General features: G+C 55.3%; 13 protein-coding genes. All 13 read left to right on the top strand.

Going from position 1 to position 12,357, the window contains the following annotated elements; translation table 11 throughout:
* Positions 1 to 12: 12 nt before the first annotated feature.
* The 13 genes from yidC to O3C79_RS01835 all read left to right on the top strand — a co-directional run bounded on the left by yidC (position 13) and on the right by O3C79_RS01835 (position 12,343).
* A complete protein-coding gene (yidC, locus tag O3C79_RS01775) occupies positions 13 to 1,686 on the top strand; it encodes a membrane protein insertase YidC (RefSeq protein ID WP_494384578.1) in 1,674 nt (557 codons plus the stop codon).
* 71 nt (positions 1,687 to 1,757) lie between these two features.
* Positions 1,758 to 3,125 carry a tRNA uridine-5-carboxymethylaminomethyl(34) synthesis GTPase MnmE gene (gene mnmE / locus O3C79_RS01780; protein WP_494384579.1) on the top strand — a complete coding sequence of 456 codons (1,368 nt, stop codon included), beginning with the start codon at positions 1,758 to 1,760 and terminating at the stop codon, positions 3,123 to 3,125.
* A 127-nt stretch (positions 3,126 to 3,252) separates the two neighbouring features.
* A complete protein-coding gene (locus tag O3C79_RS01785) occupies positions 3,253 to 3,819 on the top strand; it encodes a cytochrome b (protein WP_494384580.1) in 567 nt (188 codons plus the stop codon).
* Positions 3,820 to 3,822: 3 nt separating this feature from the next.
* A complete protein-coding gene (locus O3C79_RS01790) occupies positions 3,823 to 4,401 on the top strand; it encodes a YceI family protein (RefSeq protein WP_494384581.1) in 579 nt (192 codons plus the stop codon).
* Between the two features lie 849 nt (positions 4,402 to 5,250).
* Positions 5,251 to 7,155: a tRNA uridine-5-carboxymethylaminomethyl(34) synthesis enzyme MnmG gene (gene mnmG, locus O3C79_RS01795; protein WP_494384582.1), complete on the top strand. Its 1,905-nt coding sequence runs from the start codon at positions 5,251 to 5,253 to the stop codon at positions 7,153 to 7,155.
* Complete coding sequence (gene rsmG, locus O3C79_RS01800) at positions 7,155 to 7,778, top strand: 16S rRNA (guanine(527)-N(7))-methyltransferase RsmG (RefSeq protein WP_076465620.1); 624 nt, start codon at positions 7,155 to 7,157, stop codon at positions 7,776 to 7,778. Before mnmG ends, rsmG begins: the two co-directional genes overlap by 1 nt.
* A gap of 2 nt (positions 7,779 to 7,780) precedes the next feature.
* On the top strand, positions 7,781 to 8,623 hold the full coding sequence (locus tag O3C79_RS01805) for a ParA family protein (RefSeq protein ID WP_494384583.1): 843 nt from the start codon (positions 7,781 to 7,783) through the stop codon (positions 8,621 to 8,623).
* Positions 8,623 to 9,519: a ParB/RepB/Spo0J family partition protein gene (locus tag O3C79_RS01810; RefSeq protein WP_494384584.1), complete on the top strand. Its 897-nt coding sequence runs from the start codon at positions 8,623 to 8,625 to the stop codon at positions 9,517 to 9,519. The genes O3C79_RS01805 and O3C79_RS01810 overlap by 1 nt, the downstream gene beginning before the upstream one ends.
* Positions 9,520 to 9,664: 145 nt before the next feature.
* Positions 9,665 to 10,087: an ATP synthase subunit I gene (locus tag O3C79_RS01815; protein WP_494384585.1), complete on the top strand. Its 423-nt coding sequence runs from the start codon at positions 9,665 to 9,667 to the stop codon at positions 10,085 to 10,087.
* A gap of 26 nt (positions 10,088 to 10,113) precedes the next feature.
* Positions 10,114 to 10,953, top strand: coding sequence for a F0F1 ATP synthase subunit A (gene atpB, locus O3C79_RS01820; RefSeq protein ID WP_010324483.1), 840 nt, complete (start codon positions 10,114 to 10,116; stop codon positions 10,951 to 10,953).
* A gap of 81 nt (positions 10,954 to 11,034) precedes the next feature.
* Complete coding sequence (atpE, locus tag O3C79_RS01825) at positions 11,035 to 11,262, top strand: F0F1 ATP synthase subunit C (RefSeq protein ID WP_010324484.1); 228 nt, start codon at positions 11,035 to 11,037, stop codon at positions 11,260 to 11,262.
* Between the two features lie 61 nt (positions 11,263 to 11,323).
* On the top strand, positions 11,324 to 11,794 hold the full coding sequence (locus O3C79_RS01830; RefSeq protein WP_010324485.1) for a F0F1 ATP synthase subunit B: 471 nt from the start codon (positions 11,324 to 11,326) through the stop codon (positions 11,792 to 11,794).
* 12 nt (positions 11,795 to 11,806) lie between these two features.
* On the top strand, positions 11,807 to 12,343 hold the full coding sequence (locus O3C79_RS01835) for a F0F1 ATP synthase subunit delta (protein ID WP_010324486.1): 537 nt from the start codon (positions 11,807 to 11,809) through the stop codon (positions 12,341 to 12,343).
* The last annotated feature ends 14 nt before the right edge of the window (positions 12,344 to 12,357 follow it).

Here is a 12,357-nt window from a genome sequence, read left to right on the forward strand (position 1 = left end):
GGTTCTACCACCATGGATGTACAGCGAGTCATTTTGATCGCCGCTCTGGCACTGGTCTCCTACCTGATGGTGCTGCAGTGGAATGAAGATTACGGCCCCGCACAGCAACCCCAGCAGCAACAGACGGCCACTGTTTCAGCGTATGGCGACAGCAATAGTCAGCCGGTTTCTGAACTGCCCCAGGCTTCTGATGCCAACCAGGATGCCGACGTACCGGTCAGCGGTCAGGAGGCAGTTGCCACACCTGTCGACAGCAACAAGCTGATTTCCGTTCGTACCGATGTACTGGAACTGCTGATCGACCCCAAGGGTGGCGATGTTATTCACGCCGCACTGCCTGAGCACGAATCAGCACTAAGCTCTGGTCAATCCTTTGTCCTGCTTGAGCAGAACGCCAACCGTACCTATGTTGCCCAGAGCGGTCTGGTCGGTCAGGATGGTCCGGATGCCAACAGCGAAGGCCGCCCGGTCTACACCAGTGCCCAGTCTGAATACACCCTGGAAGGTGAAAGCCTCACTGTTGATCTGACCCTGGCCACTGAGACCGGTGTACAGATCACCAAGCGCTTTACATTCCAGCAGGGCCAGTATGATGTGGCTGTCGAATACCTGGTGAACAACACCAGTGCCGAGCCGTTCGATGCCGTACTCTTTGGCCAGATCAAGCGTGATGGCACTGCAGACCCGTCCCAGCAGACCTCCATGGGCATGCAGTCCTACCTGGGTGCAGTCTTCTCTACTGCCGAGAACAACTATCAGAAGGTTGATTTCGGTGATATGGATGAAGAGCGCTTCAAGGCCACCAGCCCGGACGGCTGGGTTGCCATGGTGCAGCACTACTTCCTGAGTGCCTGGATTCCGGCACCGGGTGCCGAGTACACCTACCAGTCACGCAAGATCAATGGCCAGTACCTGGTCGGCTTCCTGTCGCCGAGCTTTACCGTTGCTCCGGGCCAGGAACAGACGGTTTCCGCAACTTTCTATGCTGGTCCAAAAGATGTGGACCAGCTGGAGCAGATCGCACCCAACCTGGAACTGACCATCGATTACGGCTGGCTCTGGTGGATTGCATCTCCGCTGTACATGCTGCTGAAGTGGATCCACTCCGTGGTTGGCAACTGGGGTCTGTCGATCATTGGCATCACTATCCTGGTGAAAGCAGCCCTGTTCCACCTGAACGCCAAAGCGTTCAAGTCCATGGCCAAGATGCGCAAGTTCGCACCTGAGATGACACGTCTGAAAGAGCTGTACGGCGACGACCGTCAGAAGATGTCTCAGGAAATGATGAAGCTGTACCAGAAGGAAAAGATCAATCCTCTGGGCGGCTGTCTGCCGATCCTGGTGCAGATGCCGGTGTTTATCGCGCTGTACTGGGTACTGATGGAGTCCGTGGAACTGCGCCATGCGCCTTTCTTCGGCTACATTCAGGACTTGTCGCAGATGGACCCGTACTTCATTCTGCCGATTCTGATGGGTGCAACCATGTTCATCCAGCAGATGCTGAACCCGACACCGCCTGACCCCATGCAGGCCAAGATGATGAAGATGCTGCCGATTATCTTCACATTCTTCTTCCTGTGGTTCCCGGCAGGTCTGGTTCTGTACTGGCTGGTCAACAACATGCTGTCCATTGCCCAGCAGTGGGTGATCAACAAGCAGATCGAATCCGGCGAAGCCAAAGACTAACGTCTGCTTCCACAGTAGAATAAAAAGGCTCCTTCGGGAGCCTTTTTGCGTTCAAGCGTCAGGAGACCCGCATGCTCGCCACACAACAGGACACCATTGCAGCCCAGGCGACCCCACCCGGACGGGGCGGTGTCGGTATTATCCGCCTGTCAGGCCCGGACGCTCTGACTCTGGCCGAACAGTTGCTGGGCTTCACTCCCAAGCCACGTCATGCTCATTACACTCCTTTTTTGGGCGAAGATGGGCAGGAGCTGGATCAGGGCATAGCACTCTATTTCCCGAATCCGCACTCCTTTACCGGTGACGATGTAGTCGAGTTGCAGGGGCATGGCGGCCCGGTGATTATTGATCTGTTACTTCAACGCGTAATCAAGCTGGGGGCCCGCCTGGCACGACCGGGCGAGTTTTCCGAGCGCGCCTTTCTCAATGACAAACTCGACCTCGCCCAGGCCGAGGCGATTGCCGATCTGATCGACAGCTCATCGGAGCAGGCTGCGCGCTGTGCATTACGCTCTCTGCAAGGGGCGTTTTCCGAGCGTGTACACGCGCTGGTGGAATCGCTGATCCAACTTCGTATCTATGTGGAAGCGGCCATCGACTTCCCGGAAGAGGAGATCGACTTCCTGGCCGACGGCAAGGTTCAGAATGACCTGGACCAGATTCTGAACCATTTGCAGACCGTACGTCAGGAAGCCCGCCAGGGCAGCCTGCTGCGTGAAGGCATGAATGTGGTGATTGCCGGCCGCCCCAATGCCGGCAAATCAAGCCTGCTCAATGCGCTTGCCGGACGTGAAACCGCCATCGTGACGGATATCGAAGGCACCACCCGCGATGTGCTGCGCGAACATATCCACATTGATGGCATGCCGTTGCATATAATCGATACCGCCGGCCTCAGGGATGCACCTGATGCCGTGGAACGGATCGGCATTGATCGCGCCTGGGAAGAAATCCGCAAAGCAGACCGCATCCTGATGATGGTCGACAGTACCCAATCCGCCACCACCGACCCGGCAGAACTCTGGCCTGAGCTGGCCGATCACCTGGATGATTTCAGCCATGTCACGCTCATCCGCAACAAGGCAGACCTGACCCGGGAAAGCATCGGACTGGAGCAGCAGGGCGAATACACCCTGATCCGACTCAGCGCCAAGGGCGGTGAGGGCGTCGACCAACTGCGCCAGCACTTGAAGGAAGTCATGGGCTTCAGCAGCACCACAGAAGGCGGCTTCATGGCACGTCGTCGTCATATCGATGCACTTGAGCGCACACGCGAGCTGCTGGAAACAGGATCTGAACAATTACAAATGCACGGAGCCGGTGAGCTGTTGGCAGAAGATCTGCGTCAGGCTCAACAGGTACTCAGTGAAATCACTGGCGAATTCACCTCCGATGACCTCCTGGGCAGGATCTTCAGTTCTTTCTGTATTGGTAAATAAGTAATTCGAATAACCATCCCTTATTAAAGGCTAATATCGAATATATTGATCATTTTGGTCAAATTACTCTGATTCATCTCCTCCAAACAGGCTGCCACAATAAGCCTATTCAATTGGAGGAGACCCCATGCAGCTGAACAACCACACATCATCCTATGGCTGGATCGCCATCTTCATACACTGGAGTATGGCGATTACCCTGATCGGTCTCGCCATTGTCGGGCTCTGGATGGTGGATCTGGGCTATTACAGCCCCTGGTACCAGGTCGCACCCTTTTGGCATAAAAGCATCGGTCTCCTGCTGATCCCGCTGCTCCTGTTCCGTTTTTACTGGCGCTGGCGCCAGCCCACACCCACAGCCCCCAAAGGCCACCGCCAGTGGGAGCGCGTGATGGCGGGCATGACACATACCCTTCTTTACGTACTGCTGGCCGTGATTCTGGTCAGTGGTTACCTGATTTCCACCGCCAAGGGCGAAGGCATCAGCCTGTTCGGCTGGTTTGAGGTGCCTGCCATCATCAGCGGCATCGAAGGCCAGGCCGATCTTGCCGGCAAGGTGCATTATTGGGCCGCCATCAGCATGCTGGCTCTTGCGGCACTTCACGCCCTGGGCGCAGTCAAACATCACCTGATTGACCGGGATACCACTTTGGTTCGCATGCTTAAACCTTCATCACCGACATACGAGGATTAATCTATGAAAAAAACTCTGGGCTCCATCGTTCTGGGCGCATCTCTGGCACTGACAGGTGTATCGGCACAGGCTGCTGATTACGCCATCGACACTCAGGGCCAGCATGCTTTCATCAACTTCAAGATCAGCCACCTGGGTTTCAGCTGGCTGTATGGACGTTTCAACGATTTCGAAGGTACCTTCAGCTGGGACGCGGACGCCCCCGAAGCCAGCCGCATCAGCGTCAATATTGATCCTGCCAGTGTTGATTCCGACCACGCCGAGCGTGACAAGCACCTGCGCAGCGGTGACTTCCTGGATGTCGACGCATACCCGGAAGCCAGCTTTGTTTCCACCGGTGTCGAAGCGCTGGATAATGGTCGTCTGGCCGTTACCGGTGACCTCACTCTGCACGGCGTAACCAGGGAAGTGGTTATCGATGCTGCGGTCGTCGGCGAGGGTGATGACCCCTGGGGCAACTACCGCGCCGGTTTTGAAGGCACCACCAAGATCCGTCTGGCCGATTTTGGCATCAATGCACAGCTGGGCCCCAAGTCTGAAGAAGTCCTCCTGATCCTCAGTGTTGAAGGCATTCGCCAGTAACTGTCAGCTTCCCTGCCTGCGGCCGCTCCAGCGGCCGCAACTTACCCACAGCTCGTTTTACGCCCGCCTGAAAATTTTTTTCACTTTCCACAGGCCAATTTTCAACACACTCAAGTGTATAAATACCAATCAATGATTGAGTTCAACGACTTGCACAGCTGTTGAAAAGTACACTACTCACATACATACCCACATACAAAAGACCTGCAAAGCACTGATTTTGCAAGTTTTTTCAGGATGCACCTGCTTTCATGGGAACTTTATTAACAACGAACGCTTGTCTGCCACTGACAGGTTATACACTTCATTCACAGACTTACGCACATAGGGGACCACAGATTTTCTGTATTAAATTTTGCATTCCAGAAGGATATCCATAAGATATGAGGCGCTTATCCCAAGCTGACTCACAGTGTTGTGCAGGCAAAATGTTATGCACAAGAGGCTGGAGATTTGCTGTGATACTGACCAGTGAATAACTGTGATCAGGTTCGGGACAGTTTTATCCTGTGTATAAACAGCCTTTCTGCCCACAAGCTGTCCTCAGCACGCAACCAGCTCCAGGGGATTCGGGCAACAGGGTTTGGATCGCCATAAGCTGATGACTTATAAAGGAAAATCATAGATATCCCGTAAAAACCCTGTCCCCATACATAACAAACAATAACAATCTTCTTTAAATATATATTCTCTCTTCTTTCTATATATAAGGAGAGAAAGGTCAAACAGTGCCAGATAGGGTCTGATTAAATTTTGACCATTTCTTAACGCTTCCCGGAACGCTATACTTGTCATCCTTTTCTTCGGCCATACACGGCCAGCTCTAACCTGTAATCTGTGAGGCCTTCAGTGGACTACCCTGACCGCTTTGATGTGATCGTGATTGGTGGCGGACATGCCGGCACCGAAGCTGCTTTGGCAGCCGCCCGCATCGGTGCCAAAACGCTGCTGTTAACCCATAACATCGAGACGCTGGGACAGATGTCCTGCAATCCGGCAATTGGTGGCATCGGCAAAAGTCATCTGGTGAAAGAGATTGATGCTCTGGATGGCGCCATGGCACGTGCAACGGATCGAGGTGGTATTCAATTCAGGGTACTGAACGCGCGTAAGGGACCAGCGGTACGTGCAACCCGTGCTCAGGCAGACAGGGTCTTGTACAAGGCAGCGGTGCGCTCGATTCTGGAAAATCAGGTCAACCTGCAGATTTTTCAGCAGGCAGCCGATGACCTGATCATGGATGGCGAACAGGTTGCTGGGGTTGTCACCCAGACCGGTATCCGTTTCCATGCCAAATCAGTGGTACTGACCGCAGGAACATTCCTCGGGGGTGTCATCCATATCGGTCTGGATAATCATGATGGTGGCCGTGCCGGGGACCCGCCATCCATTCGTCTGGCACAGCGCCTACGTGAAATGCCATTTCGTGTAGACCGACTTAAAACGGGAACACCGCCACGTATTGATGCGCGCAGTGTTGATTTCTCGGTCATGGAAGCACAGCCCGGTGATACGCCAACACCGGTAATGTCGTTCATGGGCAGCCAGGACGAACACCCGCAGCAGGTGAACTGTTTCATCACCTACACCAACAATCGCACCCATGACATCATCCGCAACGGCCTCGATCGTTCGCCCATGTATACCGGGGTGATTGAGGGCATAGGTCCGCGTTACTGCCCGTCAATTGAAGACAAGATCAACCGTTTTGCCGACAAGGATCGCCACCAGGTGTTTGTCGAGCCGGAAGGCCTGACCACCCATGAGCTTTACCCCAACGGTATCTCCACCAGCCTGCCGTTTGATGTGCAGATGGAACTGGTGCGATCGATCACAGGGTTTGAACAAGCGCATATCACCCGTCCCGGCTACGCCATCGAATATGATTTCTTCAATCCGCAAGATCTGAAGCACACGCTGGAAACCCGTCATGTGCCGGGTCTCTTCTTTGCCGGTCAGATCAACGGCACCACAGGCTATGAAGAGGCTGGTGCCCAGGGTTTGCTGGCCGGTTACAACGCAGCGGCTCGCTCACTGGAGCGCGACAGCTGGTATCCGCGCCGTGATGAAGCCTACATCGGTGTCATGGTGGATGACCTGATCACCCACGGCACCTCCGAGCCCTATCGCATGTTCACCAGCCGTGCGGAATACCGTTTGATCCTGCGTGAAGACAATGCAGATCTGCGCCTCACCGAGAAGGGCCGTCAGCTCGGTCTGGTGGGTGACCAGCGCTGGGCGCGTTTCGAGGCCAAGCGCGAGGCAATGGAGCAGGAGTTACAGCGCCTGCGCAGCACCTGGGTGCACCCGGCTACACCTGAAGCGGAACAGCTGGATAGCAAACTGAAAACCCCGTTGGGACGTGAATACAACCTGGCTGACCTGATCAAGCGGCCCGAGTTGGGCTACGCCGATGTGGCGAGCCTGAAAGGCGAGGCGGTTGATGATGTTCAGGCGGCGGAGCAGGTCGAAATCCAGCTCAAGTATTCCGGCTACATCGATCGCCAGAAAGATGAGATCGATCAGATGCGTCGGCAGGAAAATACGCCGCTGCCGGATGACTTTGACTATGAGCAGGTCAGTGGCCTGTCCAACGAGCTGAAGGCAAAGCTGATGCAGCAGCGTCCGGTCACACTGGCACAGGCTTCAAGGATCCAGGGGATGACCCCGGCAGCAATTTCCCTGTTGCTGGTGTACCTCAAGAAACGCCATATGAAAAAGGCAGTCGCTTCACAGGAGCAGGTGGCGCGTTAATGCAGGAATATCGTGAACTTTTGCTGCAGGGCATCAAGCCGCTGCAGATTGAACTGACCGACACCCAAATCGACCAATTACTGGCTTACCATGGCCTGCTGGTGAAATGGAACAAGGCCTACAACCTGACTGCGGTCAGGGATCCGGCTGCCATGATTGGACGCCATCTGATCGACAGTCTCAGTGTCCTGCCCTGGATCGGCGAAGGGCGTTTGCTGGATGTGGGCAGTGGTCCCGGCTTGCCCGGCATTCCGCTGGCGATCTGCCGGCCGGACCTGCAGGTAACAACACTGGACAGCAACGGCAAAAAGACCCGTTTCCAGGTGCAGGTCAAGGCAGAACTGGGGCTGGACAACCTCCAGGTCATCAATGGTCGTGTTGAAGCAGTTGAAGAGCCGCCGTTTGATATGGTGATTTCCCGTGCCTTCGCATCCCTGCAGGATATGCTTGATCTGAGTGGCCACCTGTGTGCGCCCTCAGGTGTTTTTCTTGCCATGAAAGGGCTGTATCCTGATTCCGAAATCGAACAGATTCCATCAGGGTATACCCTCAAGGAAAGCCACCGGCTTGAGCTGCCGGTCAGCGACGGCGAGCGGCACCTGCTGGTTCTAGGGAGCGTATAAGCGTGGCCAAGATCATTACCATCACCAACCAGAAAGGTGGCGTGGGCAAGACGACGACCTGCGTCAATCTGGCAGCCTCACTGGCGGCAACCCATAAACGGGTACTGATGATTGATCTGGACCCTCAGGGTAATGCCACCATGGGCAGTGGTATCGACAAGCATGCGCTGGAGCACTCGGTGTATGAGCTGCTGACCGGCCAGGCCGATGTGCGCGCCTGCATCCTCACCGATACCGAGTGTGGTTACCATGTGGCTGGTGCCAACGGTGATCTGACCGCGGCCGAAGTGGAACTGCTGCAGCTGCCACGACGCGAGTTCCGCCTCAAAATGGCACTGACCGATGTCATGGATGACTATGACTACATCCTCATCGACAATCCGCCTTCGCTGAGTCTGCTGACGGTCAATGCACTGGCGGCCTCATCCGGTGTCATCATCCCGATGCAGTGCGAATACTACGCACTGGAAGGGATCAGTGCGCTGGTGGGCACCATCAACAAGATCAATCAGCGCCTCAACCCTTCGCTGCGTATCGAAGGCATACTGCGCACCATGTTCGATCCGCGCATGAGTCTCACCAAAGACGTATCCAGTCATCTGGTCGAGTATTTTGGCGACAAGGTTTATCGCACGGTGATTCCACGTAACGTGCGCCTGGCCGAAGCGCCCAGCCATGGTCTGCCGGCACTGCAGTATGACAAGCACTCCCGTGGTGCCCTGGCCTACCTGGCACTGGCGGGCGAGCTGATTCGACGCACGGAACAGGAAGCCGGTGATAGCGCAGGTGAAGCGGCGAAAGCGGAAGAGGTTACAGAGGCAACAACGGAACAGGAAACGGATTGATGGTGGCGAAAAAAAGGGGATTGGGGCGTGGCCTGGATGCGCTCCTGTCGGATGTATCTGCCGACAATGTGCAGGCAAACGCGTCAGCGGACAACACTGCCGGCGTAACAGCAGACCAGCCTCTGCGTGAGCTGGCGCTGGAAGATCTGCAACGCGGCCGTTACCAGCCGCGTCGTGATCTGGAACCCCAGGCGCTGGAAGATCTGGCCAGCTCCATCAAGTCCCAGGGCGTCATGCAGCCCATCGTTGTACGCCCGCTGGATGATGGCCGCTATGAGATCATCGCAGGCGAGCGTCGCTGGCGTGCGGCAGAAATGGCGGGTCTGAGCCGTATTCCGGCCATGGTGCGGGATGTGCCTGATGAAGCGGCCATTGCCATGGCGCTGATTGAAAACATCCAGCGCGAGAACCTCAACCCGATCGAAGAAGCCATCGCGTTGCAACGCTTGCAGACCGAGTTTGAGCTGACGCAGCAGCAAGTGGCCGATGCGGTCGGCAAGTCCCGCTCAACCATTGCCAACCTGCTGCGTCTGATGAGCCTGAGCGATGAAGTGAAGCGGATGCTGGAATACGGCGATCTGGAAATGGGCCATGCCCGTGCCTTGCTGGCGCTGGAAGGCCTGCTGCAGATCAAGGCGGCCGATGAAGTGGTCGCCAAGGGGCTGTCGGTACGTGAAACCGAACAGCTGGTTAAACGTTATCAGCAGCAGGGCGAGGCACCCGAGCCCAAGCCGGCAGTCCAGCCGGATCCCGAGTTGCAGCAGCGTGCCGGTGAACTGTCACAGCGCTTTTCGGCGCCTGTCAGCATCAAGGCAAGCAGCAACGGCAAGGGCCGGATTGCGATCGATTTCAAATCCCGTGAAGAGCTTGATGCCATTCTGCAGCTGCTTGGCTAGGCCGCTGCAGAGGGGGAGGGGTTAAAGGGATGATCCTGCTAAGACCTTAGTGCAAAAGGGTCCGGTTTCAGTTGAGAATATGAGGGCAAATGCCTATAATCGGGCCGCAATTTGGGCACTGTTCAGGCTGAAAGCAGGATCGAAATTGAGAAAAGATGATGCAGGACAGGCGCCGGCAGCGCGCAGTCGCCACGGGCGACGCAGCTTTGGCGGCTTCATGCGCATCTTTGCCTACCAGGCCGCGTTGGTACTGTTGGTATCTGCGGCCTGTTTGCTGCTCGGCACAGTAGAAGCCTATTCAGCCCTGCTGGGCGGGCTGCTTTACCTGCTGCCCAACTTGTATTTTGCCTGGCGTGCCCTGGGTAACCGGCATGACAGTAGCGCACGACACGTACTGGTCAGTATGTACGCGAGCGAAATAGGGAAAATGATGCTGGCGGTCGCGCTTTTCAGCGCAACCTTCCTGCTGGTTCGACCTCTGAGCCCATTTTCCCTATTTGGCACCTTCATATTGCTGCAACTATCCGGCTGGATGCTGCAATTGAAGCTGTTCAAGACCAGTTCCTGAAAAACTTTGAATGAGAGACACTGAGAATGGCAAGTGGAACAGTTACATCCTCAGAATACATATCCCACCACCTGACCAACCTGACATTCGGTCTTCATCCCGAAAATGGCTGGGGGTTTGCACATGGTGCAAATGCTGCTGAGACAGCACAGCAGGCGGCGGAGATGGGTTTCTGGGCAATCAACGTTGATAGCATGCTCTGGTCAGTTGGCCTGGGTCTTCTATTTGTATGGTTCTTCCGCAAGGTAGCCAAGTCCGTGACTTCCGGTGTTCCGGGCGGCGCACAGAACTTCGTTGAAAGCATCATCGAATTCATCGATGACAGCGTGAAAGGTATCTTCCATCACAAGAATCCGGTGATCGCGCCGCTGGCGCTTACCATCTTCGTCTGGATCTTCCTGATGAACCTGATGGACCTGGTGCCGATCGACTGGGTTCCGTACATCGCCGGCCAGATGGGTATCGGCTATTTCAAGATTGTACCGACCACCGACGTTAACATTACAGGTGGCATGGCGTTCAGTGTCTTCGGCCTGATCGTGTACTACAGTATCAAGCAAAAAGGCATCAGCGGTTTCCTGAAAGAGCTGTCTTTCCAGCCGCTGCCGAAAGTCTTTGCACCGTTCAACCTGTTCCTGGAAATCGTAGGTCTGCTGGCCAAGCCGGTATCCCTGGCTCTGCGACTGTTCGGTAACATGTATGCCGGTGAAATGATCTTTATCCTGATCGCGCTGCTGCCGTTCTGGGCACAGTGGGTGCTGTCCGTGCCCTGGGCGATCTTCCACATTCTGGTCATCACGCTGCAGGCGTTCATCTTCATGGTCCTGACGATTGTCTACTTGGCCATGGCTCACGATGATCACTGAGTGCGATCGGATAGCTAACGATTTACTTTTGTAAAACTCTGAAAACTTAAACTTAACCTTGAAAAACTGTTGGAGAAGAAAATGGAACTGCTGTATATCGCTGCTGCTCTGATGCTGGGTCTGGGTGCAATCGGTGCTGCTATCGGCATCGGTATCCTGGGTGGCAAATTCCTGGAAGGTGCTGCTCGTCAGCCTGAGCTGGTACCGCTGCTGCGTACCCAGTTCTTCATCGTCATGGGTCTGGTCGACGCGATCCCGATGATCGGTGTAGGTCTGGGCCTGTACGTCCTGTTCGCTGTTGCTGGCTAATAAGTAGTTTGGATAGCGTTTTACGTAACTACTTAAACCGACAACCGCGAGAGGTAATGGCGTGAATATCAATCTCACCATCATTGGTCAGGCCATTGCATTCTTCCTCTTCGTCGTATTTTGTATGAAATACGTCTGGCCGCCGATCACCGGCGCGCTGGCTGAGCGTAAGAAGAAGATTGCCGAAGGGCTTGATGCGGCCGACCGTGCTGAACGTGATCTGAAGCTGGCTCAGGAAAAAGCCGCTGACGACATGCGTTCAAGCAAGGAAGAGGCAGCCGCCATCATTGAACAGGCCAACAAGCGGGCTAACCAGATTATCGAAGAAGCCAAAGAGCAGGCACGTGAAGAAGCAAATCGCGTGAAAGCATCTGCTCAGGCGGAACTCGATCAGGAAATCAACCAGGCACGCGAAGCTCTGCGTGCACAGGTTGGCGTACTGGCAATTGCCGGTGCCGAGAAGATTCTGGAAGCCTCTGTTGACGAAAAAGCGCACGCGCAGCTGGTTGAGAAACTGGCCGCTGAGCTTTAAGCGAGGTTTACGATGGCTGAACTCAATACAGTCGCTCGGCCCTACACCAAAGCCGCGTTCGAATTTGCGCGCGACAAGGGCAACCTCGATCAGTGGTCCAATCTGCTGTCCCTGGCCGCTCAGGCGGTCCAGGACAGCGATCTGGATCAACTGCTGGGTAATCCGGCACTGACAGCTGAACAGAAAGCGGGGCTGGTCATCGCCGTCTGCGAAAAGCAGATTGACGATGCCGGCAAGAACTTTATCAGCCTGCTGGCTGAAAACCGCCGCCTGGCGCTGTTGCCGGAAATCTCTGCACAGTTCGACATTCTGAAAGCAAACCTGGAAATGAAGGTCGATGTTGACCTGACCACCGCGTTCGCTCTGGATGACGCACAGCAGGAAAAACTGGCGCAAGCCCTCAGCAGCAAGCTGGGTCGTGAAGTGAAGCTAACCTCCCAGGTGGACAAGTCCATCATCGGTGGTGTGGTCGTTCGCTCCAGTGACCTTGTGATCGATGGTTCCGTTCGTGCACGACTGGCGAAACTGGCCGAAGCGATGAATTCCTGAGTGTGAGGAATAAC

The sequence above is a fragment of the Marinobacterium sp. NO-S09 genome (assembly GCF_059179545.1).

What these genes read in the sequence shown, in the direction of transcription:
- yidC (WP_494384578.1), top strand. Translation starts at nt 13, where the DNA reads ATGGATGTACAGCGAGTCATTTTGATCGCCGCTCTGGCACTGGTCTCC.
- mnmE (WP_494384579.1), top strand. Translation starts at nt 1,758, where the DNA reads ATGCTCGCCACACAACAGGACACCATTGCAGCCCAGGCGACCCCACCC.
- O3C79_RS01785 (WP_494384580.1), top strand. Translation starts at nt 3,253, where the DNA reads ATGCAGCTGAACAACCACACATCATCCTATGGCTGGATCGCCATCTTC.
- O3C79_RS01790 (WP_494384581.1), top strand. Translation starts at nt 3,823, where the DNA reads ATGAAAAAAACTCTGGGCTCCATCGTTCTGGGCGCATCTCTGGCACTG.
- rsmG (WP_076465620.1), top strand. Translation starts at nt 7,155, where the DNA reads ATGCAGGAATATCGTGAACTTTTGCTGCAGGGCATCAAGCCGCTGCAG.
- O3C79_RS01810 (WP_494384584.1), top strand. Translation starts at nt 8,623, where the DNA reads ATGGTGGCGAAAAAAAGGGGATTGGGGCGTGGCCTGGATGCGCTCCTG.
- atpB (WP_010324483.1), top strand. Translation starts at nt 10,114, where the DNA reads ATGGCAAGTGGAACAGTTACATCCTCAGAATACATATCCCACCACCTG.
- atpE (WP_010324484.1), top strand. Translation starts at nt 11,035, where the DNA reads ATGGAACTGCTGTATATCGCTGCTGCTCTGATGCTGGGTCTGGGTGCA.
- O3C79_RS01835 (WP_010324486.1), top strand. Translation starts at nt 11,807, where the DNA reads ATGGCTGAACTCAATACAGTCGCTCGGCCCTACACCAAAGCCGCGTTC.